This window comes from Corynebacterium sp. CCUG 51687 (assembly GCF_024453995.1).
Classification (GTDB): Bacteria; Actinomycetota; Actinomycetes; order Mycobacteriales; family Mycobacteriaceae; genus Corynebacterium; species Corynebacterium pseudogenitalium.
Genome location: NZ_JAGPYT010000003.1, coordinates 212,210 through 236,623, shown reverse-complemented (window position 1 = coordinate 236,623; position 24,414 = coordinate 212,210). Strand labels below are relative to the sequence as shown.

The 24,414-nt window shown below is 58.2% G+C and carries 33 protein-coding genes; 18 read left to right on the top strand and 15 right to left on the bottom strand.

The window, feature by feature from the left end; translation table 11 throughout:
• Nucleotides 1–2 precede the first annotated feature (2 nt).
• The 7 genes from KBX13_RS04800 to KBX13_RS04770 all read right to left on the bottom strand — a co-directional run bounded on the left by KBX13_RS04800 (nt 3) and on the right by KBX13_RS04770 (nt 3,036).
• Nucleotides 3–449, bottom strand: coding sequence for a hypothetical protein (locus tag KBX13_RS04800; protein WP_256020998.1), 447 nt, complete (start codon nt 447–449; stop codon nt 3–5).
• Complete coding sequence (locus KBX13_RS04795) at nt 446–1,210, bottom strand: hypothetical protein (protein WP_256020995.1); 765 nt, start codon at nt 1,208–1,210, stop codon at nt 446–448. The genes KBX13_RS04800 and KBX13_RS04795 overlap by 4 nt, the downstream gene beginning before the upstream one ends.
• A 138-nt stretch (nt 1,211–1,348) precedes the next feature.
• Complete coding sequence (locus tag KBX13_RS04790) at nt 1,349–1,696, bottom strand: hypothetical protein (RefSeq protein WP_256020993.1); 348 nt, start codon at nt 1,694–1,696, stop codon at nt 1,349–1,351.
• Nucleotides 1,693–2,319, bottom strand: coding sequence for a hypothetical protein (locus KBX13_RS04785; RefSeq protein WP_256020992.1), 627 nt, complete (start codon nt 2,317–2,319; stop codon nt 1,693–1,695). Before KBX13_RS04785 ends, KBX13_RS04790 begins: the two co-directional genes overlap by 4 nt.
• The gene (locus tag KBX13_RS04780) at nt 2,319–2,522 is read right to left on the bottom strand and encodes a hypothetical protein (RefSeq protein ID WP_256020990.1); all 204 of its coding nucleotides are present in this window, start codon (nt 2,520–2,522) and stop codon (nt 2,319–2,321) included. Before KBX13_RS04780 ends, KBX13_RS04785 begins: the two co-directional genes overlap by 1 nt.
• Nucleotides 2,522–2,800, bottom strand: coding sequence for a hypothetical protein (locus KBX13_RS04775; protein ID WP_256020989.1), 279 nt, complete (start codon nt 2,798–2,800; stop codon nt 2,522–2,524). The genes KBX13_RS04780 and KBX13_RS04775 overlap by 1 nt, the downstream gene beginning before the upstream one ends.
• Nucleotides 2,797–3,036, bottom strand: a complete 240-nt coding sequence (locus tag KBX13_RS04770; protein ID WP_256020987.1) for a hypothetical protein — start codon at nt 3,034–3,036, stop codon at nt 2,797–2,799. Before KBX13_RS04770 ends, KBX13_RS04775 begins: the two co-directional genes overlap by 4 nt.
• Nucleotides 3,037–3,258: 222 nt before the next feature.
• Between KBX13_RS04770 and KBX13_RS04765 the strand changes: the two genes are divergently transcribed.
• A complete protein-coding gene (locus KBX13_RS04765) occupies nt 3,259–3,453 on the top strand; it encodes a hypothetical protein (RefSeq protein WP_256020986.1) in 195 nt (64 codons plus the stop codon).
• Here the strand turns inward: KBX13_RS04765 and KBX13_RS04760 are convergent.
• The 3 genes from KBX13_RS04760 to KBX13_RS04750 all read right to left on the bottom strand — a co-directional run bounded on the left by KBX13_RS04760 (nt 3,427) and on the right by KBX13_RS04750 (nt 4,345).
• A complete protein-coding gene (locus tag KBX13_RS04760) occupies nt 3,427–3,675 on the bottom strand; it encodes a hypothetical protein (protein WP_256020984.1) in 249 nt (82 codons plus the stop codon). The genes KBX13_RS04765 and KBX13_RS04760 overlap by 27 nt on opposite strands.
• Nucleotides 3,676–3,806: 131 nt before the next feature.
• Nucleotides 3,807–3,992 (bottom strand): helix-turn-helix domain-containing protein, encoded by a 186-nt coding sequence (locus tag KBX13_RS04755; protein ID WP_256020983.1) that lies wholly within the window; start codon nt 3,990–3,992, stop codon nt 3,807–3,809.
• A 38-nt stretch (nt 3,993–4,030) separates the two neighbouring features.
• Complete coding sequence (locus KBX13_RS04750; protein WP_256020981.1) at nt 4,031–4,345, bottom strand: hypothetical protein; 315 nt, start codon at nt 4,343–4,345, stop codon at nt 4,031–4,033.
• 19 nt (nt 4,346–4,364) lie between these two features.
• Here KBX13_RS04750 and KBX13_RS04745 point away from each other — a divergent pair, with 19 nt between their 5' ends.
• Nucleotides 4,365–5,186, top strand: coding sequence for a hypothetical protein (locus KBX13_RS04745; RefSeq protein ID WP_256020980.1), 822 nt, complete (start codon nt 4,365–4,367; stop codon nt 5,184–5,186).
• A gap of 290 nt (nt 5,187–5,476) precedes the next feature.
• Here KBX13_RS04745 and KBX13_RS04740 read toward each other — a convergent pair whose 3' ends face one another.
• Nucleotides 5,477–5,956, bottom strand: coding sequence for a hypothetical protein (locus tag KBX13_RS04740; RefSeq protein WP_256020978.1), 480 nt, complete (start codon nt 5,954–5,956; stop codon nt 5,477–5,479).
• Nucleotides 5,957–5,989: 33 nt separating this feature from the next.
• The gene (locus KBX13_RS04735) at nt 5,990–6,202 is read right to left on the bottom strand and encodes a hypothetical protein (protein WP_256020977.1); all 213 of its coding nucleotides are present in this window, start codon (nt 6,200–6,202) and stop codon (nt 5,990–5,992) included.
• Nucleotides 6,203–6,322: 120 nt separating this feature from the next.
• On the opposite strand from KBX13_RS04735, the gene KBX13_RS04730 reads away from it, so the two are divergent.
• The 16 genes from KBX13_RS04730 (at nt 6,323) to KBX13_RS04655 (ending at nt 22,086) form a co-directional block, all read left to right on the top strand.
• Nucleotides 6,323–6,841 carry a hypothetical protein gene (locus KBX13_RS04730; RefSeq protein ID WP_256020975.1) on the top strand — a complete coding sequence of 173 codons (519 nt, stop codon included), beginning with the start codon at nt 6,323–6,325 and terminating at the stop codon, nt 6,839–6,841.
• Between the two features lie 149 nt (nt 6,842–6,990).
• A complete protein-coding gene (locus KBX13_RS04725; RefSeq protein ID WP_256020974.1) occupies nt 6,991–7,878 on the top strand; it encodes a hypothetical protein in 888 nt (295 codons plus the stop codon).
• Entirely contained in the window at nt 7,847–8,077 is a 231-nt protein-coding gene (locus tag KBX13_RS04720) for a hypothetical protein (protein ID WP_256020972.1), read from the top strand. Before KBX13_RS04725 ends, KBX13_RS04720 begins: the two co-directional genes overlap by 32 nt.
• A 179-nt stretch (nt 8,078–8,256) precedes the next feature.
• A complete protein-coding gene (locus tag KBX13_RS04715) occupies nt 8,257–8,655 on the top strand; it encodes an ImmA/IrrE family metallo-endopeptidase (RefSeq protein WP_256020971.1) in 399 nt (132 codons plus the stop codon).
• Between the two features lie 458 nt (nt 8,656–9,113).
• Entirely contained in the window at nt 9,114–9,254 is a 141-nt protein-coding gene (locus KBX13_RS04710; RefSeq protein ID WP_256020969.1) for a hypothetical protein, read from the top strand.
• Nucleotides 9,255–9,256: 2 nt separating this feature from the next.
• Nucleotides 9,257–9,505, top strand: coding sequence for an AlpA family transcriptional regulator (locus KBX13_RS04705; protein ID WP_070477909.1), 249 nt, complete (start codon nt 9,257–9,259; stop codon nt 9,503–9,505).
• A 10-nt stretch (nt 9,506–9,515) separates the two neighbouring features.
• Nucleotides 9,516–10,670 (top strand): site-specific integrase, encoded by a 1,155-nt coding sequence (locus KBX13_RS04700; RefSeq protein WP_256020968.1) that lies wholly within the window; start codon nt 9,516–9,518, stop codon nt 10,668–10,670.
• Between the two features lie 520 nt (nt 10,671–11,190).
• Nucleotides 11,191–12,345 carry an AAA family ATPase gene (locus KBX13_RS04695; RefSeq protein WP_256020966.1) on the top strand — a complete coding sequence of 385 codons (1,155 nt, stop codon included), beginning with the start codon at nt 11,191–11,193 and terminating at the stop codon, nt 12,343–12,345.
• 121 nt (nt 12,346–12,466) lie between these two features.
• Nucleotides 12,467–12,676 (top strand): DUF4177 domain-containing protein, encoded by a 210-nt coding sequence (locus KBX13_RS04690; protein WP_256001216.1) that lies wholly within the window; start codon nt 12,467–12,469, stop codon nt 12,674–12,676.
• Between the two features lie 138 nt (nt 12,677–12,814).
• Nucleotides 12,815–13,189, top strand: a complete 375-nt coding sequence (locus KBX13_RS04685; RefSeq protein ID WP_256020965.1) for a DUF1801 domain-containing protein — start codon at nt 12,815–12,817, stop codon at nt 13,187–13,189.
• A 152-nt stretch (nt 13,190–13,341) separates the two neighbouring features.
• Nucleotides 13,342–14,817, top strand: coding sequence for a DUF3375 domain-containing protein (locus tag KBX13_RS04680; protein ID WP_256020963.1), 1,476 nt, complete (start codon nt 13,342–13,344; stop codon nt 14,815–14,817).
• Nucleotides 14,818–14,829: 12 nt separating this feature from the next.
• Nucleotides 14,830–15,429 (top strand): DUF4194 domain-containing protein, encoded by a 600-nt coding sequence (locus KBX13_RS04675; RefSeq protein ID WP_252932144.1) that lies wholly within the window; start codon nt 14,830–14,832, stop codon nt 15,427–15,429.
• The gene (locus KBX13_RS04670) at nt 15,426–18,809 is read left to right on the top strand and encodes an ATP-binding protein (protein ID WP_256020961.1); all 3,384 of its coding nucleotides are present in this window, start codon (nt 15,426–15,428) and stop codon (nt 18,807–18,809) included. Before KBX13_RS04675 ends, KBX13_RS04670 begins: the two co-directional genes overlap by 4 nt.
• Complete coding sequence (locus KBX13_RS11515; RefSeq protein ID WP_256020960.1) at nt 18,806–19,903, top strand: Wadjet anti-phage system protein JetD domain-containing protein; 1,098 nt, start codon at nt 18,806–18,808, stop codon at nt 19,901–19,903. Before KBX13_RS04670 ends, KBX13_RS11515 begins: the two co-directional genes overlap by 4 nt.
• 120 nt (nt 19,904–20,023) lie before the next feature.
• Nucleotides 20,024–21,208, top strand: coding sequence for an ATP-binding protein (locus KBX13_RS04660; RefSeq protein WP_256020958.1), 1,185 nt, complete (start codon nt 20,024–20,026; stop codon nt 21,206–21,208).
• Nucleotides 21,209–21,252: 44 nt separating this feature from the next.
• A complete protein-coding gene (locus tag KBX13_RS04655) occupies nt 21,253–22,086 on the top strand; it encodes a polysaccharide deacetylase family protein (RefSeq protein ID WP_256020957.1) in 834 nt (277 codons plus the stop codon).
• Here KBX13_RS04655 and KBX13_RS04650 read toward each other — a convergent pair.
• From KBX13_RS04650 to KBX13_RS04640, 3 genes are read right to left on the bottom strand one after another with little or no spacing between them, the layout of a single operon-like run.
• The gene (locus KBX13_RS04650; RefSeq protein WP_256020955.1) at nt 22,083–23,303 is read right to left on the bottom strand and encodes a cutinase family protein; all 1,221 of its coding nucleotides are present in this window, start codon (nt 23,301–23,303) and stop codon (nt 22,083–22,085) included. The genes KBX13_RS04655 and KBX13_RS04650 overlap by 4 nt on opposite strands.
• Nucleotides 23,300–23,887, bottom strand: a complete 588-nt coding sequence (locus KBX13_RS04645; protein ID WP_256020953.1) for a glycoside hydrolase family 25 protein — start codon at nt 23,885–23,887, stop codon at nt 23,300–23,302. The genes KBX13_RS04650 and KBX13_RS04645 overlap by 4 nt, the downstream gene beginning before the upstream one ends.
• Nucleotides 23,887–24,414 carry an NUDIX domain-containing protein gene (locus KBX13_RS04640; protein ID WP_256020952.1) on the bottom strand — a complete coding sequence of 176 codons (528 nt, stop codon included), beginning with the start codon at nt 24,412–24,414 and terminating at the stop codon, nt 23,887–23,889. Before KBX13_RS04640 ends, KBX13_RS04645 begins: the two co-directional genes overlap by 1 nt.

The window sequence follows — 24,414 nt, the reverse complement described above, 5'->3', positions numbered from 1 at the left end:
GGTTAGCGGGTGTTTCGGTTGGTGCGGGATAGGTGTGGGTAGCAGTTTTCACACAGCCCCTCGCCTTGGTGCTGTGGGGCTTCGCTGGCTGCCACCCGTGCTGGTGGTGTGCATTGTGGCCACATCAGTGCCCCACAGCCTCGGCAGTGAGACTGCTGCTCGGCAACCTCCGGGCGCGGCAGGACCTTTGGTGGCAGCAGCGACGCCCTGGCTGCTGGTAGGTCGCAGTAGCGACCTGCGACGACACCAGCGACGCTTACCCCGGCGCGCTCCTTGTCTGCGAGGTAGTTCTCGCAGGCTTCGAGTGCTGGGCATGATGCGCACAGCAGGCGGGCTTTCGCGTGTTCTGGGTCGCGGATGACCACTTTGTCGGCAGAATCCCACGGGATGCGCTCGCCTTGGTTGGCTTTTCGACGCCACTTCCGTCGCTGGCAGGTTCCTTGGATCATGCGGGGGCGAACTCCGATTGCTTCGCTGCTACGACTTTCACGTCCGGGGTGGGCGTGGTCTTCTCGCCTGTGCCAGCGTCGTCTTTCGTGGCGTCCTTGGCAGCTTCGGCTTCGACGACCGTGGCCTCCTTGTCTGGCAGGGTCGACATCGATAAGCGCCAATCCGGGCCGACGACGTACCAGCGCACGGCTGCATCTCTGACGAGGCGCTGCATCAGATGAACTGGGCGGTCGAGTGTTTTGGCGACAGCTGCAGCGGTGACGAGCTGGTCTGGTGGGATGACGAACGGCGATCCCGACCAGACAGCAGTGCGTGATAGCGCGTCCTCGTGGTCGCCAGGTAGCACGGGGTCGGCTTCGCGGTACTCGTTGCGCCCGCGGGCGATGGGAAACAGTCCGGTCTCGTCACGCAGACGCAGGGCTTCCTCGCCGATGCGCAGCGATACCAACGGGTCGGAGTCGAGACCGTTTGGCATCTTGATTTCAAAGCCCGCGAGCGAGGCTGCGACAGCCTTGGTGATGTCGATGGCATCGTCGCGCTCCTCATTCCAGTACATGAAGTTTGCGTGCAGCGTGGTCGAGAACGTGGCTTTCTCGTTGACCGCCGAGACAGCGAGCCTATCCACGCCGATGCGGGCAAGCCTTACATAAGCGAGTTCTTTCTTGCCCGCAATTTTCAGTGCCGCGCGCAGTGCACGAGACAGGGTATCCATTCGGCATGTCAGCACGGACTCTGATTCGCTGATGGGGGTTGGGGTCATTGTGCTTCTCCTTTCATTTCGATAAGAGGTAGTTGGTTGGGCAGTACGCGGTGGGGGCCGTCGTCTTTCGACAGCCACCGCCACAACTGGAGCTTTCGTTTCAGTGGCAGCTTGCTCCACCACACGTCAAGGTCGCGTTCATCCACGTCGCCCGCCTGGCAAGTTGAGCTTCGCGAGCTTTGCTGCGAGCCATTCCGGGTCCACACGGGGCGCTGTCCGGCCTGGTTGCTTTGTGCATGTCGCGTGGTGTGGCTTCCACAGCAGGGTGCCGCGAGCGTGTTCTGAAGCAGCCTCCTGCTCGTTGAGCCACATCGCGACGGTGTGCTCGGCGCCGTCTGCATCACGGCGCTTCTGCACCATGAACGTTCCGCCCGGGTCTGGTGACGCATCAAGCGCGATGCGCTTTCCGCTCATGGGGATCGACGCCCACTTCACCGGCTCACCGCAGTACTGACAGTGCGGCTGTCGACTCTTGCGCTTACTCATCGTCCGGCCTCGTTTTCGAGCGCGTGCTTTGCCCGCATGAGCGCGTTGAAGGACTTGTCTGGGTCGTCCTCAAACGCGTTCAGCGCAATATCGAGGTGACGCTCCACGGAGCGCCACGACGTCGCGCCGGAGCGCGCAGACTGTTCTTCCATTTCCTTGAGCTTCTCGCGCAGCGTCGCGAGCTCACGCTTCGCCTTGGTCGCCTGCCCCTTGGCATGGGTCCGCTGGCGCTCGGCCTCTTCACGGGTCTTCCGCTCCGCCTCGGCACTCTCACGCTCTTCGAGCAGTTGCTTGCGCAGGCTATCCGCCTCACTCGCGAGATTCTGATTCTTCTTCCGCAAGACGCGAGCGGACTCTAGCGCCTCTTCCCGCTCTTCCTGAGACTTCTTCAACTCCTCCTGCAGCCGAGTGCGGTATTCCTCTGCAGACCCGGCACGCCTATTTGCTTTTTGGAGCTTGACCTTAAGCTCCGCAAGGCGCTGCACCTCTGCAGGCGGGGTACGCGGAACATCGGACAGGGCTCGTTCCAGTTCACTGCAGCGCTGTGTCACTTCCTGCAGTCGAGCCATCACGATCTCAACCAGTAATGGCACCTGTGGGCCTTGAATCTCAATCTGCGTCATCACCATTCCTCCTCTGGGACTGCCAGAATCGCGGACAGGGTGAGCAATGCGGCATCTGCCGGGGTGCACCACGACTGTTCCGCGAAGTGCCTATAGATTTCTTCGACGTCGGTGACTGCCTCGTAGTAATCACCGAAGCGCTCCTTCTGCGAGCGTTTTCTTGCTTGCTGCGCCATCTGCAGCGGTGTCACCTGGCCTGGCATCACAGCACCTCGAACGCAATCGCCAGGCCGACAGAAAACACCACTGCTGCCAGCGCAAACCCCCACAAAGCTGCACGAACCTCGACAGAACTTCGTGGAAAGAGCACCGGGCTTACCACTGGCTCGTCTGGATCGGCTGCGAGCAAGTCCTCGAGATACGCCTGCCAGCGCACCGGCACACGCCCGAAGTAAAACGCCGCAAGCTCACCAATTTCTTGCTGAAAATTGCGCCTCGCAACCCAATGCGGGTCGAGTCGCGCATCGGCCGGCGTCGTCATGCTGCACCACCTGCCACCCACACGAGCATCGACATCGCCCACAGTGTGGCGACGATCATCACGCCACCCACCACCGTTTTCCAGGTCGGCTCCCCGGCCTCTTCGCCAGTCGCGCGGACATGTGCCGCCGATGGTGAAACGTGCCCGAGCGGTACACGGTGGCGCTGCGTGAGTGGCGTGGGCTGATCCAGCACACCCACCGCCGACGCAATGGCCGTCCAGTCATCTGTCTTCATTGTTCTTCTTCCTTTTTGTTATTCGTTTGGAGGGCAGTGGAGGACGCACAGTGCCGCATTGTCACCAACGGATATGGCCTTGCGAGGGCGCGAGGTTCCCTCGACGCCACTGCCTAGTGCCCGGTGCGGGAGTCGAACCCGCACTACACCGATCGGGCTATGTCTAAAACTTGTGATTCAGTTGTTGTGGGGACGCTTCCCCGGAAAGCGAGGTGATTAGTGATGACCGAAGATGAGGTATGGGATGAGATTGAAGCTCTGACATCAGAGCTGAACTCGATTACCGACAAGTCATACGACGAGAGCCACAACTTCATTCCTGGGCAAATGAGTGAAGAGGACAATCGTCGTGTTCGAGAGATAACTGTCCGGCAACGGGAACTTTTTTCACTAGCCCGTGGCTTTATGGATAAGTAGCTCAAGGTCTCGGTTCGTCAGGTGCTTCTGACGGACCGATTTCCTTTTCCGTCTACTCACGATCTCCGCAATCCTGTTGTTAGCTTCCCTGAGACTCGCGATCGCCGCTTCCTCAGACTCCGGCCCCGATTCGAATAGCCGATTCACGGCGCGTGCAAAATCATTAATGGCCTCGTCAAGGTGTTCGCGAAGCAGCTCTACGGGCTTAGATTCGTGGTTCATGTTTTCTCCTATGTGGTGGCGGCTACACGTACGCCAGCTGCTCCAGGATGTGCGGGGGCAGGATTGGCCAAATCACGTCCAAGAGTGAGTTGATTGCGATCTGTGTCATTGCTGTGTTCATGGCTAGCTCCTTAAACGGCTTCTGGTTCTGGCGCGAGTGCGTCGATAACAACGCGGGGAAACCGCAGGGCTTCGCCCACCTTGATGGGTTTGAGCTGTTCGGCTTCGCCCAGCTTGACCCACTTGCAAATGGTGGATTTCGAAATCCCGAGGATTGCCGCGACTTCCGCCGCGCTGTATGTACGTGTAGAGTTCATGTCGTAAGTCCTTTCTGCTGTGACTTGCTGGCCTGCGGTTATTCCTGTGACCGCAGGTTTTTTATTTCCTTGTTGAGGTTCGCCCGTTTTTGGACCGCGTCCTCGAGCGCTTCGAAGTCGTCCGCGCTGATCAGGCCGTCTGCGCACATGTCGAGCAAGGCCTGTTCGTATCCCTCCTCGTACCTGGTTGATATCCCGTAGTCCTCTTCCACTGGTCGAACAATGGAAAGCGCAATCGACCACCCTCGGTAGGTGTTGCTAAACCGCTTCGTGACCCTTTCCGTTCGCGCTTCCTCGGCTTTGCGGAACTCCTCGTATGTGCCACATTCGTGTGATCTGCTTTGGCTATTCATCACAGTTATCCTTTGCTACATGATTGATGTCGATGGTTTCGATGTGCTTCTCGAGCGAGTGGATAGAGCCGCTGAACACCGTGAAACGATGTGGGCAGTCTCGTCCGAACACCTGCAGGCCCACCCTGTTACGCACTCCGTCAAACGCCGCAATAACGAGCACGTCATGGTGTTGCATAACCCTGGCCCCTTGCCAGCACGGCTGACCGTGTTGTTCGGCGAGTGGCTCTACCAGCTGCGTGCTGCTCTCGATGGCCTGATGTACGAAGTCATGGTTCTCGACACCAGCCAAGACCCGCCACCGGATGCCGGCCGGCTGAGTTACCCGCTCGCTCGAACCGAAGACGGTTTCCGCAACCTGGTACCTCGCAAGCTCTCCGAGAAAACACGCAGACTCGTCGAAAGCACGCAGCCCTACCACGCGACCGGCGGTTACCGCGGCAGCGCATTGTGGTGGTTGCACGAACTGTCCAGGCTGGACAGGCACCGACGTGGACACCTGCTTGTGTGGCGCGTGATCAACCTGCACGTTCAAAGCAATTCGCCCGCTGTCGACGAAACTCGGAGCCGTGTATGCGATCAGTTCGAGGCGTTCATCTGGCGTGATCAGGATTTGGAGCTCGCGCGCATCGCCACGTTGCCCGGCGCTTTGACGGACGGTGACCCCGGAGTACACATCAATTGGGAGGTCCAATTCGATGTAGCCGAGTGGGTGCAGGAATCCGTCGCGTCCTATGGCGCTTGGTCGCTCGACGACCGTATGGCTAATGCCGAGTACTGCGTCCGGAAGATCATCGAGGTCTTCCGCGACCAGCTCACCGGTAACGCCTACACCGGTTGAGTCATGCAGTCGCGCTAATGCTTGCTGACGTTTTTCACCACTCATAGTGGCAAGATTGAGGAACTTCACGGCTGCTCTCTCCTTTTCTTTTCGACGGCCCATTGGGCGCCATTTGTGATTCAGTTGATGTGGGGACGCTTCCCCGGAAAGTGAGGTGAGAAATGATGCTGAAATATGAACATGTCACTGGGCTAGATGTTCGGGGCGTTGGCTCTGCTGAAGACCTAGTCGACTCGATTCAGACAGCGCTCAATGAGGGTGACGATCCCGGTCCTGGAATCGCACTCGCGTTAGTGAAGGCGCTTGCAGAGCTTCAGACCGCGAATCGCCAAATTGCGGATCTGGAGCAGCGGATGGAATCGACGCAGCTTTACGTCATCGACCTTGAGACGCGCCTCGTCGAGAGCGGCCTCCGCTTTGACGATCCTGCTGCGAGCATCGAGCCACGCCGCTAGCTTCGGCAGCGAAGCATCAGCAGTCACCCCTGGCGTTGCAGCGCCGGGGGTTGCCTCTTTCTCCTGGCAGAGGTCTGCCATCCGCTCCGCAGCCGCCTCTAGTGCGGCTAACTCGTCGTCGCTCATGTGAAGGTCTCTCGCCATCGCGAACACGGCACACCTGACCCCTGCTTGAAATCCCGTCCAGTACGGAGCGAGTTCACTGTCGGTTATCCTGAGCCGCTTCATCGCCATGCCCCACGTGCGGACCGTGTTGCCGTACCGCTTGAGGATGTCTGCTTCTGCCTCGTCTTGTTCATCTCTTATCCAAGCCATGGTGGTTCCTTTCTTTTCGACGCCTGCCCAGCGCTAGGCGGCGGTTGGGTTGAGGATTTCGGCGGCTTTGAGGTGTGCTGCTCGGCGGGCTTCGAGGACTGCTGCGGTTTGTGGTGTGATTTCGGCTCCGTAGCGGAGGTGCTCGAGTTGCTTCTCGGTGAGTCCGAGGAAGCTGGCGAGGTCGTAGTCGCTCTTAGCGTTGATGTCGGCAGCGAGCTGGTCGAGGAACCCAGGTCGTAATTTCATTGCTATCTCCTGTTTCGTATTGCACCTTCTGTACACATTATGAAACATCCTTACACACTTTGCAACCCTTAACACACTTAAGCGTTTGACTTGCCTAAATACCTGTTGCATAATGCAACTATGAATATAGAAACTTGGATAACCTCATTGCCCGGCGCGCCAAGCATCACCGCTGTCGCATCTGAGGCCGGAATCCAAAAGACGACGCTCTTCCGACAGATTGAGCGCGGTGCAATCTCTGCTGAAAATGTGATTCTGATTTGCCAGGCATATGACATTGACGTCGCAGCTGCTCTGATTGCTCACGGCTACTGCACCGAGGACAACTTCAAAGTCGAAGCTCTAGCAGTGCGTGAGGCGCTCGAGCGCGCTGATTGGTCGGAGATTTTCGACGAGATCACCAAGCGCGTGAACGCATCACCAATGTTTGAGGGCGACTTCGAGTTGTCGGTCGATTCGCCGGTGCATATCCCGGAGCCCGCCGATCTCGAAGAGAAGCGTGCGCAGCGCGAGGCTGGCGTCGAGAAGCGGTTCAAGGGTGCGAACTGGCGCGAGGCAGAGAAGCCTGACAGTCATGTGGCTGACTCGTCGCCGCGTGAGCCTGGTCCTGGTGATGACGGCTACCACGACGGCCCCTAATCCCCCGCTGGTGTAACAGTTCGAGTGATATTTCTACAGAAGTGCGAAATTATCACACGGATTGTTACATTCCGCTCCTTCCACGACGGCCCGGAACAGCGCAAGCGGTACCCTCATAAAGACACTCGACAACTAGCAAAGGATTCATCTTGCCCGTACACGAACAACAAGCGATCACACTGCGCTTCACCGGACACAATGGAGACGGTGCCGACCTCCACGAACTAAGAGCAGAACACGTATCCGACGTCCTCGAAGGAATCTCAGAATTAGCGCAGGACTTCGACAAAGCGGGAGCATTCCACAACTCCGGCCCAACAAGCAGAGACCTTTTCGTCCGCCCTGCCAAGGAGGGCTCATTCATCATCGAACTGGTCCAGCTCATGGCCGAACACCCCGCTGAAACGGCCGCGGCAGTAGGCGTACCGTCGCTTGGCCAGATCACGTGGACCGCGATTCAGATGTTTAAAGACCAAGTCACAGACTTTGACTATCTCGAAAACGGGAAGGTAAAAATCAATTGGAGAGACGGCTCTGTATCTGAAGTCACCCCCGCAGTCTGGGAAGAGCTGAATAAAAGAACGCGTCGCAGGAAGAAACAGCTCCGAAAGATAATGCGACCGATTGAGGACGCGAGAGTCGCCGAGTTACAGCTCGGAAGCACCACAGATGCTCCCGAGCAACCTCCAGTGATCTTAACGAAAGACGACTACCGCTCCGTTGCCCCAGACGACAGCGAAGAGGAAGAATTCGAGATTTTCGAAACCACAGGACAATTATCGGCAATCGACTTTGACGACCCCGACCGCTGGAAAATTAAAACCCCGTTCGCTACGCGAGTTGCAACTGTCGAGGATGAAAACTTTCTTACTCAAGTTGCCGAAGGGCTCAACCTCAGTTCAACGGACTCATTCGCTATCAAAATTCGCGAGGATCGCGTCACAAAGAATGGGCGGACGACAAAAAAGTGGACTATCCTCAAGATTCAAAAGGAGGATGAGCCCCATGGCGACGAAGGAACGGCAACGGTCGTTTGACACAGCACCACGTCGAACGCCGCCCAAGCGGGTACTCAATGTAAGCAGTGTGATACTGCTTGTCATTGGCGTGATTTCGGGCATCGTCGCATTTCTCCTAACCGAAAAAACGGATGCAAGCGCTTTGGTGATGATCCCGTCTGTCGTTGCTGCTACTACCGGCGTTTTAAATTTAACCACCATAAAAGGGGCCCGCTAACCTCTTCCTGCCCCCAGTTAGCTGACCAGATAAGCAGCTTACGCACTCCTTGGCGGCTAACACTCTCCCTGGGGCCTGGGCAACGTTTTCACTAACCGTTACCTAGGTCTTTCCCACTGCCAAGACTGAGTATTACCGAAAGAGCACACACCATTCCCTGTTACTTTGACCTACTCGACATGGCTACCGACCTAGGCGTGTGGGTCGACGTTGATGACGTCGGCTGGCTGCCTGCACAGTCCAAGGGTGGGTGGTTTGACGAGCACGACCTGATACTGCTCGCGCCTGGCCTGCACCCCGCCGAAGAACTATACACCCTGGCGCACGAGCTCGGGCACGCGGTCCTTGGGCACACCTCCAGCGTCGGCGGCTGGTTCGCGCAACGGCAAGAGCGCGCCGCCGACCAGTGGGCAGCGCGCCTGCTCGTCTCACCTGCCGAGTACGAAGCCGCCGAGCGCCTCCACGGCCCGCATGTGGGCGGTATCGCGCATGAGCTCGGCGTGACCACACACATCCTTGCCACCTGGCAAGACCTCTACGAAAGGACACCACATGAAAGCCGCAATGTTAGAGCTTGACCGTGGCGAGGTTGTTCGGAAATTCCGAAAGGAGCCAGGTCACGCAAGACAAGACTGCTGTTCAGAGTGCCCTCTGTTGTAAAAGCTTTTTACAACAGCCAGGTCAGGAAGCTACTTTCAAACAACTTTTGAAAGTAGCTGGTCAACCCCGACCCCATCACACACCTTTATTTGACCATTTGCCAACTTGCCGCATAGCGCGCTAGCGCGCTATAATATAGATAGTTCCACAAGGAACAACAAAAACTCAACAGAGAAAGGAGGCAAGTTGATTGAAATCATCGCCACAATCACCGCCATCTGGCTAACAATCCTCAAGACCAGGGAACACTTCACAAAGTACCCACTCAAGAGGAAGAACCCGCCAGAGATTGAAAAGTAGAACCCCGGTCGAAGTAGAACCTACCTACCTCGACCGGGGACTACCCCAACACTAACCCACAGAAAGGAACCACACAATGACCACGGCCACCGTAGCCCTCTTCATCATCGGCGCCATCTTCCACTGGCACCCCGGCGCGCTCGCCGCCATCGGCGCATGCGCAATCCTCTGCCTCACACTCGACACGCGAACACTCATCATCAACCGAAAGGCATAACGATGCGCCCCATCATTACCGACGCCGACACCGGACGCGAGCTCTGGCGTGTCAAAGAGTGCGCCACCCATTGCGGCATCAAACCCTCAACCTGGACGACCTACACCGCGCAGGGACGCACACCGGCCCCCATTGCCCACTTCGACGGCAGAACACCCCTCTGGGACGCCGAAGAAGTCCAAACCTGGCACGCAAACCGGCCAGGCAGCCCAGTGAAAAACCACCCCCATGGTGGCAGCAACGAAGCATAGAAACCCAACGATGAAACCACAAAAGCGAACCACAAAAACCGGCGCTGTCCGCTGGGTCGCCCGCTACACCGACCCTACAGGCAAAGAACGCTCCAAAAGCTTCAACACCCAACGCGAAGCCAAAGCCTTCATCCAAGAACAAGAACGCGCAATCCGTCGCAGCGAATGGATCGCACCCACCGACATCACCGTCGCAGACCTCACCCAAGACCGCATCAACCAAGCCCGCACACCCTCAACCCGCAAAAACCGCACCACACTCAAAGGCAACCTCGGCGACCTAGCCGACATGCCCATTATGGAAGTCAAACCTGCACACATCCGAACATGGCTCACCCAGCTCGCCGACGGCCGGCCATGGGCAAACAATTCCACGCTCGCAGACTCGAGCATCGCATCACTCGCGGCGATCCTGCACGGCATCTTCACCCAAGCCATCAATGATGACCTGATTACTCGCCACCCCATGCGCGGAATCCCCCTCCCGCGCGTCACCATCAGCGCTGACCGCGCTCGCATCCCCACCATTGAGGACATCAACCTACTCATAACCACCGCGCTTGGCACTGGAATTGGAAGAGCCCCCAACCCCACAACCGCAGCCATGATCCAAGTCGGTGCTGAAACCGGTCTCCGCGCCGGTGAGCTCTGTGGGCTGCGAGTGCGCAACGTGGACTTCCTACGAAAAGAGCTCCATATCGTAGAACAGATCAACCAGAGCACACGCACATTTGCACCACTGAAAACCGCGTCATCACGGCGCGTCGTGCCGATTGGTCAATCTACAGTCGACGTCATTGAGGCGCAGCTACAGCGCCACCCACGCAACCCTGACGAAACCGTGTTCTGTAGTAAGGAAGGCAAGCCACTGTCTTCCGGCGATGTGGGCGCCAGGTTCCGCACCATTGCTAAGGCATGCGGGCTGGATGTGACATTTCACGGGTTAAGGCATTTCTATGCGTCGGCGTTGATTGATTCGGGCGCGTCGGTGGTAATGGTACAGCGCGCGTTGGGACATGCTTCGGCATCGATGACACTGAATATCTACTCACATTTGTTCCCGGGTGCTGGGGAACAGTTGCGGAGTAAGTTGCCTACGGTCCGGGATTTTTCCGGGATTTCGGGCAAGAATGACACCAAGAGTGACGGTGTTGATGCTGGTTAAGATGGTTTTAGGTGGTTTAACGCTCTACTTTGACTGCTAGATTCTGAGCCCAGGTTCGTCCTGGCCTCTTGCCCACGGTTTCCGTCACGGTTGCCGTGGGTTTTTCTTTGTCTTCTTCCTGTGCAGCGGACTTTTGCACCACATTCCCTCACGCGAAATCGGCGACCTGCGCATTTGCCGACGTCCCCTTCCCAAACCCAGGAATCTGGTGCGGGCCGCTTCGTGCCAGTGCCAAAAGACACAACACATAACATCTAGCCCTTGTGTGACCTGCGGGAACGTGGAGGTCGAAATTCAAACTTGCGCCCCCTGTCACTACGCTTCAGGCCCGGACACCAAATTCCCCATTTCCCCCAGAAAGACTTGAGTATTTCCCCAGGTGGCCGAAGTCCGCGGACGGATTGTGGTGCACAGCTCACTCGCAAGAACCAGCGACATCCCCCGCTATACATAACTCCACACAAACCACACATTTCCACACAAACCACACAACTCCACACAAGAGCGCTAATGTGTAACTATGACGACCACGCAAAACCCTTTCCGTGCTTCGCTTGGGACTAGCCCGCCACTCCTAGTCGGCCGCGACGAAGTAATCGATGACTTCAGACTCGGGCTTGAAGAAGGGCCAGGTGCACACGAACGCATCTCACTCCTCGTTGGCGCACGAGGTATTGGAAAAACAGCCCTACTCAACGAGTTAGAAGACACCGCAAAAGACACTGGGTGGCTAACGTTTTCCGAAACGGCGACTGAGGGGTTCGTCGATAAGTTGAGAGACCAGCTTACAGAGTTTCTCGAGAGCGATGCGCCGACCCGAACCTCTTTTCAAGTTGGTCCGAGCGCTTTGCGCCTCAAGCATGAGTTCGAACGGCCTGCTCAAAGACCACGTTCACTCCGTACTCTACTCACGGAGGTCCTTGACACGCTCGCGAACCACAACAGGTTTAACCGTTCTGCCAGTGGTGTCTTAATTACGGTCGATGAGCTTCATTTCGTACATCATGATGAAATTGTTGAGTTCGCGACGGCTATTCAACACCTCGTTCGAGAAAACAGGGAAATCGCCGTGGTAATGGCCGGTATTCCAAGTTCGGTGAGACCTCTGCTTGCCAGTGACGAAGGACGCAATCCAATCACTTTCCTAAGACGTGCAAATCGCGTGGATCTCGGCCGACTCAGAGGTACAGAGGTCCGTGAGGGACTCACAGTTCCCGTCCAGCAAGCTGGACGCTCGTGGGACGAGGGAGCCCTTGTGTCAGCTGTCCAAGCTACTGGAGGTTATCCGTTCATGATCCAGTTGATTGGCAACTTCGCTTGGCGCTTTGAATCCTCTGACACAATTCAATTGGAGGCTACGGAGAAGGCGATTACTCGTGCACGGAAGAAACTCGGGCAACTTGTTCATGAACCAGCGCTCAACGATCTTTCTGCGGAGGATCGTAGGTTCCTTGCTGCAATGTCGCTCGATGATGGTGCCTCGAAAATCAGCGACGTCGCCAGCCGCCTCGAAGTGAGCGAACAACAAGCTTACAACTATCGACGCCGCCTTAGCGAAGCCGACTTAATCACTTACGACCGCGGCACCGCAGACTTCGCTCTCCCCTATCTACGCGAGTACCTTCGCACCCATGTGGTCGCAGATATTCTTCGTCTGCCCGAGTTCGATGCCTAATTACCGGGATCGCTTTGATTTCTTAGAACGAAGACTTGTTATGCGAAGCTGCGTTCTCTGGCGCTCGGATACCCCCCGAAATGCCTAAAACTCACGAGCTAATCACATTAGGATTACGTGCATGAATCCAACCTACGTTGTGCTGCAAGTGGTGCTCAAAGAAAAGCTCATGGGCACTGCCTCCCGAAATCTTTCCGAGCTCGAAGACGTCATCAACACCCAGTGCGCGAAAGGCTATCGCCTGCACACCATCACCACCACCTCATCTGGCAGTAAAGGGCTGCTCGGAGGCGACCGCGTGCAGGCAACCCTGGTCTTTGAAAGCCTGTAGGTAAGCACGCGTCGGGTACTCCCGTGACGCAGAGGTCCCTTGGATCGGGGTTATGGAGCAGGCTGCCTGACGCTGCTTGGGTGGTTGCTGGGCGGACTTGTGTCGTGCACGGCACTGCCATCGCCTATGTTGGGACTGGTGGCACTGAAAACACTTGACGAATTTCTAGCAACCGTTCCCGAAGGCGACAAGCGCGCCCGGATGACCGACGTCATCGACTGGGTACACAGCGACTACCCGGATCTTGTGCTACAGATCAATTGGAGCCAGCCAATGTTTACGCTCGGCGGCACGTATATCGTCGGATTTTCGGTGGCGTCGAAACACATGGCCATCGCACCTGAGCAAGCAACGATCACGCATTTCCAGCCAGAGCTCGAAGCCCTGGGCGCAGACTTCACGAAGAATATCATCCGTCAGCCTTGGGGCTCCCCTTTCAACTTCGAGCTGCTCGGCGAGCTCATTGACTACCAGATTGCCACCAAGCGTGGCATGACCAGCTTCTGGAGGTAGCACTTTCCGCTGGTCGTTCTCGCTCCGGCAAGCACTTTAATCGAATCTCTTTTCTAATGTTGGTTGGTCACGTACGCCAACGCCTCTTTTATGTCGGACCCCGCCTCTAAGATCGGGCCTAGTAGATGATCCAGCAGTATGGAGAATTGCACATGACCCGAGCTCAGTCGCTGGCCGATGTTTTTACGCTCTCGCGCCTTGCCAAGCAGTCCCCTGCCTGGACGCTGCTGCGCGCGCATAATGCTCCGACTATCCTCACGGTGCTCAGCGCAGTGTTTAAGGGTGAGGATAAACCCATTGCCGGCCAGGACTTCATCTCCGCTGTCGAGCCCCTGCTTGCTGACATCCGAGAGCAAACAGACGAGGAACTACCCAAGGCTGCAACCGCGTATGTAAATGATTGGGTGAAGGCCGGGTACCTGGTTCGTCGCAGTCCGAAAGAGCTGCACGATGAAACGTATGAGCTTTCCCCGGATGCACACTCGGCGCTGGACTATGCGATGCATCTGACTAACCCCCAGCACACGGTCACGAAATCCCGCCTGGGCACGTTGATGGCGTCACTGTATTCGCTAGCTGCAGAGACTGACCCGGACGAGGCCACTGCGATCGCACGATTGGAAGCCCAGCGTGATAGCTTGCAGCGTCAGATTGATACGATTAGTCAGCACGGAGTCAACGTCCTCGCCGATGCCGAAGCTGTGGAACGAGCACGCGAGATTCTCAATCTAGTCAGTGACTTGCCTGCCGATTTTGCACGTGTACAGGCTGAGGTGGAGAAAGTGAACGTAGAGCTGCGTCAATCCATCGTGGAGGATGATCGCAGCGCCGCAGACGTGTTGGACAACGTGTTCCGGGGCGTAGACCTTATCAGCGAGTCGGATGCAGGCAAGGCATTCGGCGGATTCTATGACTTGTTCTTGGATCCGGAGCAGTCCCATCGTTTCGACGCCACACTGGAAGCGGTCATGTCGCGCGATTTCGTGACCAAGCTCACTCCTGAGGAGCGCCTCCAGCTGCACCTGCTCATGAGCACGCTCGACGCCTCCTCCGGGCAAGTGCATGATTCCATGACCAGCCTATCGAGGTCACTGCGGCGCTTTGTGCAGTCGAGGGAAGCCGAGTCCCAACAAGCACTCACGAAAGCGATTAATGACGCCAACGCATGTGCTCTACAGGTTGCGCGGGCCGACGCAGCCCCCGGGCAACACGTCTTCCTTGAGCTGGAGCTGAGCACGCACCAGGCCAAGTCCGTCTCTAGTTGGAGGTTGTGGGACCCGCTGGATTACCGGATCGAGACCACGGTAGAAGAGGCTGAGATCGGGGAGATAGACCTCGAGGAGCTGCGCCGACAGATCAGAGAATCGGAGATTGACTGGCAGGAGCTCACCGATGCCATTAACGCGTCCGTTCACCGCCGTGGTGTAGCCACGTTGAGCGAGGTCCTGCAGGATCACCCTGCTACGCAAGGAGTCGCCAGCGTAGTAGGCGTCATTGTGTTGGCAGAAAAACATGGTCGGCGGACTGAAGGCAGTGAACTCCTGAGGTGGACGTCGATTAGTGGACACCCTTGGCAAGCCCGCTTCCCTACTCATGTCTTTGACCAGTCTCTCGAAGGAACCAACTAAGAGGAAACCGCCATGCATGACAATGAATCCACCACTCTGTACGAGGGCGACACCGGAACGCTCACTTCCGGCCAGCGCAGGGCCCTCGCGGAGCTCATCCGCGGCCCGTATGTGTCGATGCTGACCTCGCCGGAGATTTTTAGCATCGTCTCCTCCTCGCGGGAGGTACTAGCGCAACAGCTCGACAACTTGTTCTTGACCTTGATTATCGACGACAATGCCGGCGTTGCCTATACGAAGACGTGGGAAGCTGATCACCCTGATAAACGTGCGATGCTGCGCACACTGCCGCTGAAGTTTGTCGACACTGTCGTACTGCTGCATCTGCGCAAAGCACTGATCCACACCAACCCCAATGAACGCACCATCGTAGATGAAAACGAAGTCTTCGAAGCCACGCTTCCGTATCAAGCTGCAGAGGGCACTGACCACACGAAACAGCGCAAACGGTTCGAAGCCGCATGGAATAAGTTCAAGAAGAACTCCATCGTGGTGAAGACCCCGACGACTGGCCGCTACGAAGTTTCACCGGTGCTGCGAATCCTCTTTTCTGCCGAAGAAATTGCTGCAGTTACCGCAAGCTACCAACAGGTTCTGGAGGACAACGCATGACTGATCTGATCGCAGGCCAATTCCGGTTATCACGCATCCAGGTGTACAACTGGGGAACGTTTAACAACCTGCACACAGTAGACGTTGCACGCAAGGGATTCCTCATCACAGGTGCGTCCGGTTCGGGTAAATCGACACTCATCGATGCTGTATCGACGATCTTGGTCCCTCCAATAAAGCGGAAATTCAACGCGGCTGCTTCCGACACTGCGAAAGCTTCAGGCCGCAACCTCATTACTTATTGCCGTGGTGCGTGGCGTCGGGAGCACTCGGTAGAGGTCGACGAGCTCACCCGTTCATTCCTACGAACAGGCGCTACATGGTCAGGCGTGAATCTCACCTATTCAGACGGCGCTGGTCGAGAAGTCAGTGCGGTCTACCTGATGTATCTGAGTGCCAACGCCCATGTTGCTGCCGACGTGAAGAACTTATTCTTGGCGCTGCCAGGGCAAGTGAACCTAGCGGACTTCGAACCCATTGCCGTACAGGAGGCCGATATCGGCCTGGCCAAGCGCACCTACAAAGATGCCTTCGCAATCAACCGAAGCCATCGTCCGTTTATCGCCGCACTGAGAAAACAGCTGGGGATTCCTGACGATGGTGCTTTGGCATTGCTGCACCGCACCCAGTCCGCAAAGACTCTCGGGGACTTGAACCACCTGATGCGCACCTTCATGCTGCCCGAACCGGAAACCTTTGCCGTCGCGGAAACCGCAGCGACTATGTTCACCGAGCTCAAGTCCGCGCACTCGACAGTACTTACTGCCCGTGATCAGATTGCGCACTTGGTTCCCATGCGCGAATCCATCAATGAAGCGACTCAGCTTCTCGGCCAGCTCGATGAGGCCGACGCAGATAAAGCTGGGCTCGAGCGGTTCATCGCTGAGAAACGAGCGAGCTTCGCCCAAGAAGACGTCGAGCAGCTGAACGCACAAAAAGATGCGGTGGAGGACGAGCGGACCCAAGTGGAAGCAATCCTCGATAGCCTCAATACCGAGAAGGATTCGCTTCACGCCCAGATCCATGGCACTGGTGATACAGGCATTCAAGCAGCACAAAATCAACGAGACAATGCCAAACTTCGCCTGCAGGCTGTGCAACAGCAGGCCGGAGTCTACGAAGGCCTGCTTGATCGCTTAGGCGACGGCACCGGAATCCCGACGACGAGCGAACAATTTTCACTCGTCCGGGATTCGCTACGCCGTGAGGCCGGAGACATTCGCGACGAGGTAGCTACCCAAGAACAACGCCGTGGAGTGATCTACCCGCAGATTGATGAAACTGACAAAGCCATCGCGCGGGCAAGTGATGAGCTTCAAATCATCCGCAAGTATCGCTCTTCCATGGATGCGCGCCTGCTCCGCGCCCGCCAGCGAATTGCAGATATCACTGGCATCGCGCTCAAAGAGCTCCCGTTCGTGGCCGATGAAATCTATATGCACCCAGATCACCTTGAGTGGCAACCGGCTGCTGAACGCATAGTGGGCGGGTTCGCCAGAACGTTGATCGTCCCAGAAGAGCATTATCAGGCTGTGAGTAAGGCTGTGGATTCCACGCACCTCGATGCCCGGCTTGATTACGTGCGGGTGACCTCATCGATGGAGCACTCGACGCCACGCCCGTTTGTACAAGGTTCTCTTGGCACAAAACTGTTCGTACGCAGCGGCCGCTTTCATGACTGGCTACAATCCCAGCTCTCGGATCGGTTCGACCATGCCTGTGTACAAACGCTTGACGAGTTCCGGTCAGCTTCCAAAGCCGTAACCCTCAATGGTCAGGTCAAGAACAAAACTAGGCATACAAAAGACGACCGTCGGCGCATTGACGATCGTTCTCGCTGGGTGTTGTCTGGCAACGTCGACGATAAGATCGACGAGCTCACCGCTATCATCGTGCGAAAGAAGTCCGAGCTCCAGCAGCTCAAGGAACAGCGCACCCGGTTTGAGGCACACGTTAAGCGGCTGGAGCGCCGCGTGGGCATCTGCGAACGCCTGCTAGAGACCGAGGATTTCTCTGCTATCGACGTCCCCTCTGCTGAAAGCAGCCTCAACGTCGCCCAAGCAGCGCTCGACCGCCTCGTTGATGGGAACCAGGAACTGGCCCAACTGCGCAAAGAACTCGAGGTTATTGCGCAACGGATCAACGACTGTTCTTCGCGCGTGACGGACCTCAACCAGCGAATTGGCGGCCTTAGCAGCCAGCTTCAGCGAGCCAAACAAGAGTATGCCCAGGCACAGCACGTCTTGGACGAAACCGAGCCGCTGGACTCGAGCGTTATCCAACGGCTCGCAGCACGCCTTGATCGCCACACTCGACGCGCCCAACGTTCAAACATCGATGAGCTTCAACGAACCTTGCAGGAAGAACTGAATAAACAAATCTCTGGTCTGCAATCAAAAATCGTTCGTCTGGAGAACACCGTTCGCACTGCGATGGAGAAGTACGTGGATAGGTGGCCGGAGCGTCGCGGGGATCTCCACCCTGACCTGCAATGGCGTGGGGATTTTCTCGCCGAGCTGGACCGCCTGGAAGACGATGACCTCCCCCGCTTTGAAGCTGACTTCCGGGAGCTGCTGCGTGAACAAACCGACCGTCACTTGGGTCGACTGCGGCGTTTACTCTCGGAAGCCACTGCGAAAACCCGCAGTTCCATCGGGCCTGTCAACGAATCCTTGTCCGAAGTCAGCTTCTACGGCCCGAACTTCCTCCAGATCGAGGTCAAAGAGTCCCAGCCCGCTGAGGCTCGCCAGTTCATCGCAAAACTCAACGACGCGCTGGAAGGGTCCCTGCACGACGACGACCAGGCAGCCAGCGAAGCTCGTTTTTCCAAACTCAAGGCAGTCATCGATGACATCACCGTGAACGACACAACTACTGTCCGACAGCGCATCCAGCGTCTAGATACCCGCGAACACGTGAAATTTCTTGGAGTGGAAGTAACTCCGGATGGTGAGCGAGGCGCCGTCTACGACTCCGCGGAAGGGCTTTCAGGCGGGCAAGCACAAAAGCTATCCTCGTTCTGCCTGGCTGCTGCGCTGCGATACCGTCTGACTGGAATTGGAACAACCACCGCGCAGGCAAAGCGTGCCACGGTGGTGCATGACGGGGCGACCTATCCCAAGTTCGGCTCAGTTATTTTGGACGAGGCTTTCGACCGCGCCGACGCGGAGTTCACTCGTGCCGCGATGGAGGCATTCCATCGATTCGGCTTCCACATGATTTTGGCCACCCCGCTCAAGCTCCTCCAAACCGTGGAAGACTACATCGGCGGCATCCTTAAGGTCGACTGCCCGGACCGTAAGCATTCCCGCACCGCGCAGTTGAAGTTCGAGGAAGTCGCGGCATCACTCTCCCCTGCTGCAGAAGAGGACGAACAGTGAAGTATCCGCCTGACGTGCACAAGCGAGCATTGACGTTTTATAGGCGCAACCACCGCAGCTGGTTAGCCGGTGAATTCAGCCCACTACGCATCAGCTTGAGCCCACCCACTGCTGCAGAAGTCTCCAAAGACGACGGCTCCCAAGTACGCGAGTGGCTTTCTACCTGGGAACGGCATTGGTTAGAGCCTGAGACCACAGTCAAACGCCTGGACGTCTACGGCACCCACACGGTCCCGTCGGCAGTAGTCCTGTCTTCCCCTGTGGTGGCCGCTCGCGCTGCAGGCAAGCTGAAGGAATGGCAACGAATAAATGCCTTGGTGGACCGCTTTGAGACGACACTTGGCACGCACGTACGGGCCCCGCTGGCGCTACGACTAAAAGCGTGGAAGGAGTTCGACGACACAACAGCGACGCAGTTCATCGACACGGTCACCTGGATCAATGCAAACGACACCTCACGCTTCTACGAGCGGGAGCTTCCGATTCGCGGTATCGATAGTAAATGGATAGCCCAGCACCGCTCCCTCATCGAGTCGCTCACAGGACCGCTGAAATTCAAACAGGCCCCTGCCATGATGGACATGCGCAGCCTCGACCCATCTTGCGATCTCTTCGGGCTCCATCGAGTCTGCTGTGAGCTCGATGAGGTCCGTCACCACCAGTTACCAGGGTCACGAGCCATCATCGTAGAGAACTACCAGACCTATATAGCTCTGCCGGAAATGCCGGACACCATTGCGATCTATGGGCAGGGAATGAACGCGATTTCGCTTTCCCGCGACGCCACCTGGCTTCACGACAGGGAGGTCTTGTACTGGGGAGATTTAGACTCCAACGGTTTCTACATCCTCGACCATGTACGAATGAACCTCCCCCGCACACGGTCAGTACTCATGGACCTCGCAACCGCCCGCGCGCATGCCGCGTACGGCGTAGAAGAGACTACTTCCAAACGCTTCGAACCCATCACGCTCAGCGACGATGAGCAAGCCACGCTTGAATTCCTTCATACCCATGCGGACAACACGTGGTTGCGAATCGAACAAGAAAGGATTGGTTTTGACTGGGCTCAGCGCGCGTTGCAACAGATGTAGGCCGATTCCACCGACGACACCACTACCACCACGACCAGCGATAACAGTCAACATGTTAGGGATTTGGTAAGTCGCACTTTAGGGATTTGGTAAGTCGCACTTTAGGGATTTGGTGAAATAGTGTTCATTCCGAGGGAATTGGGACAGCATCTTGAGAAACTGGCTTCGTGGTTTCCGATCGTGAGCGTGACCGGACCACGGCAAAGCGGAAAATCGACGTTGATCCGTGAACAGTTCCCTGATTTCACATACCTCAATCTCGAAGACCCCACGCTACGCGCGTTCGCCACCGAGGATCCCACGGGTTTTATCCATGATCGTGGCTCTGCCCTCATCATCGACGAGGCTCAATATGCGCCCGAGCTATTCTCGTCCCTGCAGGTAATTTCGGACGAACGAGGCACACCTGGACAATACGTGCTCTCCGGTTCGCAGAACTTCCTTTTAATGGAGAAGATCTCACAAAGCCTGGCTGGAAGAGTAGGTATCACTCACCTGCTTCCACTTTCTTTCCGAGAAGCACTCACCGCACGACCAGAGATAAGCGCTGAAGAATTCATGGTTCGTGGTGGCTACCCACGCCTGTATCAAGTAGATATGCCACCAGAGATCTACTACCAGAACTATCTGCGCACATACGTCGAACGGGACGTCACGCAGCTACTCAATGTCCAGAACGCGGAGGCCTTCCAAAAGATGATGAAGCTGTTAGCGCTGAACGCAGGGCACCTCATCAACTACACCGGCTTGGCTCGTGAACTCGGCGTCGCGTTTGCAACCGTGAAGAACTGGGTAAGCATCCTGGAATCCAGCTTCATCGTGTTCGCGCTACGCCCTTTTCACACCAATTCCCGCAAAACGCTCACGAAAACCCCTAAGTTGTACTTCTACGACACCGGCCTGCTTTGCCACCTCTTGGGCCTCCGCACAAAAGCAGACCTCGTAAGATCTCCGGCTTTGGGCGCTGTAATGGAGAACCTTATCGTGGCAGAAACCGCCAAGTGCTACCACCACCAAGGGGTCGCTCCCGAACTGTATTTCTATCGTGATGACAGCAAGATTGAAGTAGATCTCCTCGATATGACGCACGAGCCACGCGCTGTGGCAATAAAGTCCTCCGTGACGTTCCGCTCACGCCACGGTAAAAACCTCGCCACGGTGGGGAGCCAGTTGAACATTGACCCGGCACGACGCTGGGTGGTCTACCGTGGCGAACATAACCAACAGTTGGAAGAGTTCAAGGTAGTGCCCGCAGCAGAGTATTTGCGGCACAATTTCGCACAATCCGAAGACCGGGTACTCTGACACGGGTACTGACTCTGGATGGTGGTGTAGCAATGCGCAAAGTAATGTCCACACTCGTTGCGGTGGCGGTGCTGTGTACTGCGCCGAACGCGGTCGCGAACCCGCTCGTGGGCAGCTCACAGGCGTTCTCTCAATCCAGCTCCCAGGCTGGTGAGGAGCTCCGTACGGCTATCTACCGGGCGCTTCCGCCGCAGGCGCGCAACCATCCGTTGGCACAGCAGCTTGCTCCGGCTCCTGCGCCCAGCGCGTCGGCTCCGACCCAGGATCAACCTGCGGACTGTTCCAACTGCGTGGCCGTCACGTTCGACGACGGTCCGGCTGCCTCCACGAATCAGGTGTTGGATATCCTGGCGCGCAAGCACGCCACGGCGTCGTTTTTCATGCTGGCGCCGAAGGTCCGCGCGAACCCGGGCGTCGTGAAGCGGATGCGGGCTGCCGGTCACACGGTAGCCAGCCACACTGCCACGCACCGTGACTTGACGAGGCTTTCGCAGCCGGAGGTGCGTCGCGAAGTGGAGGAGGGCTCCCGCGCGATTGCTGATGCCACTGGTGCCTCCCCGCGGTTTGTCCGCCCGCCGTATGGGGCGCTCAACGCGACGGTGTCCGAGGCAGCGCGGGTGCAGGGTCAGGCGGTGGTCTTGTGGGACGTCGATACGCTGGATTGGAAGCACCGCGACCCGGCGCGGACGTGCAAGACTGCGGTTGACCAGGCACGGGCCGGGTCGATCGTGTTGATGCACGACATCCACCCGACGACGGCCCAAGCCGTGGAGTGCGTGATCGACGGCCTGCGGGCGAAGGGGCTGCGGCCGGCGAGCCTGGATCAGATGGTGCCGCAGCCGGTGCCCGGTAAGACGTACACCATAAGGAATAGTTAGCTCGCCTGCATCCGGGCGACCATGTCGTGGGCGATCCACGACTCTACTGACTCGCCGTCGATGGTCCACGCGGGGTGGTCGCCGCCCTCGAAGTAGGCCAGGTGGTGGGGCATCATGTTCATCACGTGCGGGATGAGGTCAATCAGTGGCATCGGGATCTGAGGAACGCCTAGCCCGGCGGCCATCGGCAGCAGTTCCTGCGCGGCCACGTGGAGCAGCACGCCCAACCCGGTGATGTCTTCTCCCGAAAACGGCGGTGTCTCCCCCGCATATTCCTGTACTACATGAGACACGGCAGCAAGTTCCCACGCCAAGGCAAGCATCGTAGCGATGGGGTTGTGCCCGAAGTCCTTGAAGCCGCGTCCGGCTAGTTTGTGCAGCGGGACCGCGGCGGGCTGGGCGAGGCGCACGCCGACGCGCTGCGCCAACCCGTCGTGCTGCGTGGCGCAGGCGAGGTCGTTGCTGTGGCAAAACGTGAGTACCTCAGCCTCAGCGTCGTGGAAGCTGGTGCGGCGTGGCCCGGTGAGACCCGAGACATCGCTAGCAAGGCGTACGCCGTCGAGCGGGATGAGGATTTCGCCGTTCTCGCCGCGGACGCCACGCGCGCCGGTGACTGTTTCCGCCGTGTGGTAGGTGGTGCGGCTGCGCCCCGGATCCGCGATAAGGTAGGCCGCGACAAGGCTCGGGTCGGGGGACTCCGCCACGAGGTCCCCGAGCAGGCCAGCCCCTTGCGAAAACCCGAGGAACAACACCTTCGTGTCCGGGCATGCGTCGTGGAGCGTGGCGAGGTGCGTGCGCACCGCACGCTTGCCCGTATCTAGCGACGCCCCGTACGGCAGGGCCATGTTCGTCCTGGTCTCCCCCAGCGTGCCGAGCACGCCAACCGAGGCCGTGTACGGCACCTGCCAGGCAGACACGCTCTCGCCAGCCGCTTCGACGTCAGCGATCAGGGTCGAGCCAGGTCGCAGTCCGCGCACGTGCAGCGGGTCGTCGCCCTGGTTGGAGTCGCCGGTGCCGGCGGCAATCACAATCTCGAAATCGGTGCAGCGCTGCGGTGGGGCCGCGATGTTGCGCTCGTACGCCTCGAGCGGGGCCTCGGGCAAAGGCTCGCTATCGCCTTTCCCCAGTAACTGCGCCTGAGCTGGCGGTGCCACAGACGGGACCACAACGCACGCAACGCACACCACGGCTGCCATCACCACGCGCACAGCGTTCATGCGACGTCCCTCCACGCGTTGAGGTCCACCGTGAATCCCCCGATGGTGCCGCGGGAAGTGTACTGCCACACCTCGGGTGTGCCCATGCCGAGTGGGGTCGGCCATGCGTCGGCACCTGGAAATGCTGGCTCGTCGGAACCCCAGTCTGCGAGCCAGAGCGCACCGAACTGGGTGGGCCGGGCCAAGCGCATGTATCGGCGCCAGTACCAGGCATTCGTATAGACGCCAGCAACGCGCACCCCACGCCCCTGGAAGGTGTCGTAGGCGGAGCGGACGTCGGAAAGCGCGAGCCCGGCAGGGCTTTCCACGTCGAGCCACATCGGGCAATTCATGGCGCCGGGGGCGCGCTGGAGTACCTCGACGCTGGCCTCCACCTGCTCGGCCACGCTGGTTCCCTCGGAAGGGCTGCGCAGGAAGTGGTAGGTGGATACGTTGAGGCCGGCGGAGTGGGCGTCGACAAACAGGGTGGGGAACGCGTGGTCCTGGTAGGTGCCGTCGGTGGTGCGGATGATGGCGAAGTCGAGTGGGCAGGCGGTGAAGTCAAAGCCTGCCTGGTGCTCGGATACGTCGACGCCGAACCGCATTAGTTGCGCTTGCTAAAGCCCATGCGTGGCTGGAAGCCCTCGGGGCGCTTGCGCTGGGCGGCGGCGTCGCCGATGACGAGGCGCCACTTCGCGTCCGTGACCGGCATGTGGGATAGCGGGAACCAGCCGACGTCGATGGATTCGTCGTCACCGACGACGGGCTCCTGGGAGGGGTCGACGGCTTCGAGGCGGAGCTGCGTCGACATGTAGCTTGCGATGTCCCCATTGTCGTGGGTGACGGGGCCGATGGCGCCGACGCCGAGGATCGCAGCCGGGGTGGCCTTGATGCCGGTCTCTTCGAGTACCTCGCGCACCGCGGCGTCGTGGGCGTCCTCGCCTGGGTCGGCGATGCCGGTCACGGGCGTCCACTTCTCGTTGTCCGCGCGGCGGACGAGGAGCACTTCGGGGACTGCCCACGGGGTGTCCGCGGTGGAGTCCCGCAGCACGACGGCACATACGGAGGGAACCCACATTGGGTCGGTTCCGATCTTCTTTCGGGTCTGCACGATGAACTCGGGTATAGGCAT

Coding starts and splice junctions, on each gene's coding strand:
- KBX13_RS04800 (WP_256020998.1), bottom strand. CDS start 449: ATGATCCAAGGAACCTGCCAGCGACGGAAGTGGCGTCGAAAAGCCAAC.
- KBX13_RS04785 (WP_256020992.1), bottom strand. CDS start 2,319: ATGACGCAGATTGAGATTCAAGGCCCACAGGTGCCATTACTGGTTGAG.
- KBX13_RS04745 (WP_256020980.1), top strand. CDS start 4,365: ATGATTGATGTCGATGGTTTCGATGTGCTTCTCGAGCGAGTGGATAGA.
- KBX13_RS04715 (WP_256020971.1), top strand. CDS start 8,257: ATGGCTACCGACCTAGGCGTGTGGGTCGACGTTGATGACGTCGGCTGG.
- KBX13_RS04650 (WP_256020955.1), bottom strand. CDS start 23,303: ATGAACGCTGTGCGCGTGGTGATGGCAGCCGTGGTGTGCGTTGCGTGC.
- KBX13_RS04775 (WP_256020989.1), bottom strand. CDS start 2,800: ATGACGACGCCGGCCGATGCGCGACTCGACCCGCATTGGGTTGCGAGG.
- KBX13_RS04695 (WP_256020966.1), top strand. CDS start 11,191: ATGACGACCACGCAAAACCCTTTCCGTGCTTCGCTTGGGACTAGCCCG.
- KBX13_RS04705 (WP_070477909.1), top strand. CDS start 9,257: ATGCGCCCCATCATTACCGACGCCGACACCGGACGCGAGCTCTGGCGT.
- KBX13_RS04680 (WP_256020963.1), top strand. CDS start 13,342: ATGACCCGAGCTCAGTCGCTGGCCGATGTTTTTACGCTCTCGCGCCTT.
- KBX13_RS04670 (WP_256020961.1), top strand. CDS start 15,426: ATGACTGATCTGATCGCAGGCCAATTCCGGTTATCACGCATCCAGGTG.
- KBX13_RS04790 (WP_256020993.1), bottom strand. CDS start 1,696: ATGAGTAAGCGCAAGAGTCGACAGCCGCACTGTCAGTACTGCGGTGAG.
- KBX13_RS04765 (WP_256020986.1), top strand. CDS start 3,259: ATGACCGAAGATGAGGTATGGGATGAGATTGAAGCTCTGACATCAGAG.
- KBX13_RS04710 (WP_256020969.1), top strand. CDS start 9,114: ATGACCACGGCCACCGTAGCCCTCTTCATCATCGGCGCCATCTTCCAC.
- KBX13_RS04640 (WP_256020952.1), bottom strand. CDS start 24,414: ATGCCTATACCCGAGTTCATCGTGCAGACCCGAAAGAAGATCGGAACC.
- KBX13_RS04690 (WP_256001216.1), top strand. CDS start 12,467: ATGAATCCAACCTACGTTGTGCTGCAAGTGGTGCTCAAAGAAAAGCTC.
- KBX13_RS04645 (WP_256020953.1), bottom strand. CDS start 23,887: ATGCGGTTCGGCGTCGACGTATCCGAGCACCAGGCAGGCTTTGACTTC.
- KBX13_RS04750 (WP_256020981.1), bottom strand. CDS start 4,345: ATGAATAGCCAAAGCAGATCACACGAATGTGGCACATACGAGGAGTTC.
- KBX13_RS04720 (WP_256020972.1), top strand. CDS start 7,847: ATGGCGACGAAGGAACGGCAACGGTCGTTTGACACAGCACCACGTCGA.
- KBX13_RS04760 (WP_256020984.1), bottom strand. CDS start 3,675: ATGAACCACGAATCTAAGCCCGTAGAGCTGCTTCGCGAACACCTTGAC.
- KBX13_RS04675 (WP_252932144.1), top strand. CDS start 14,830: ATGCATGACAATGAATCCACCACTCTGTACGAGGGCGACACCGGAACG.
- KBX13_RS04755 (WP_256020983.1), bottom strand. CDS start 3,992: ATGAACTCTACACGTACATACAGCGCGGCGGAAGTCGCGGCAATCCTC.
- KBX13_RS04735 (WP_256020977.1), bottom strand. CDS start 6,202: ATGAAATTACGACCTGGGTTCCTCGACCAGCTCGCTGCCGACATCAAC.
- KBX13_RS04780 (WP_256020990.1), bottom strand. CDS start 2,522: ATGCCAGGCCAGGTGACACCGCTGCAGATGGCGCAGCAAGCAAGAAAA.
- KBX13_RS04655 (WP_256020957.1), top strand. CDS start 21,253: ATGTCCACACTCGTTGCGGTGGCGGTGCTGTGTACTGCGCCGAACGCG.
- KBX13_RS04740 (WP_256020978.1), bottom strand. CDS start 5,956: ATGGCTTGGATAAGAGATGAACAAGACGAGGCAGAAGCAGACATCCTC.
- KBX13_RS04770 (WP_256020987.1), bottom strand. CDS start 3,036: ATGAAGACAGATGACTGGACGGCCATTGCGTCGGCGGTGGGTGTGCTG.
- KBX13_RS04730 (WP_256020975.1), top strand. CDS start 6,323: ATGAATATAGAAACTTGGATAACCTCATTGCCCGGCGCGCCAAGCATC.
- KBX13_RS04700 (WP_256020968.1), top strand. CDS start 9,516: ATGAAACCACAAAAGCGAACCACAAAAACCGGCGCTGTCCGCTGGGTC.
- KBX13_RS04795 (WP_256020995.1), bottom strand. CDS start 1,210: ATGACCCCAACCCCCATCAGCGAATCAGAGTCCGTGCTGACATGCCGA.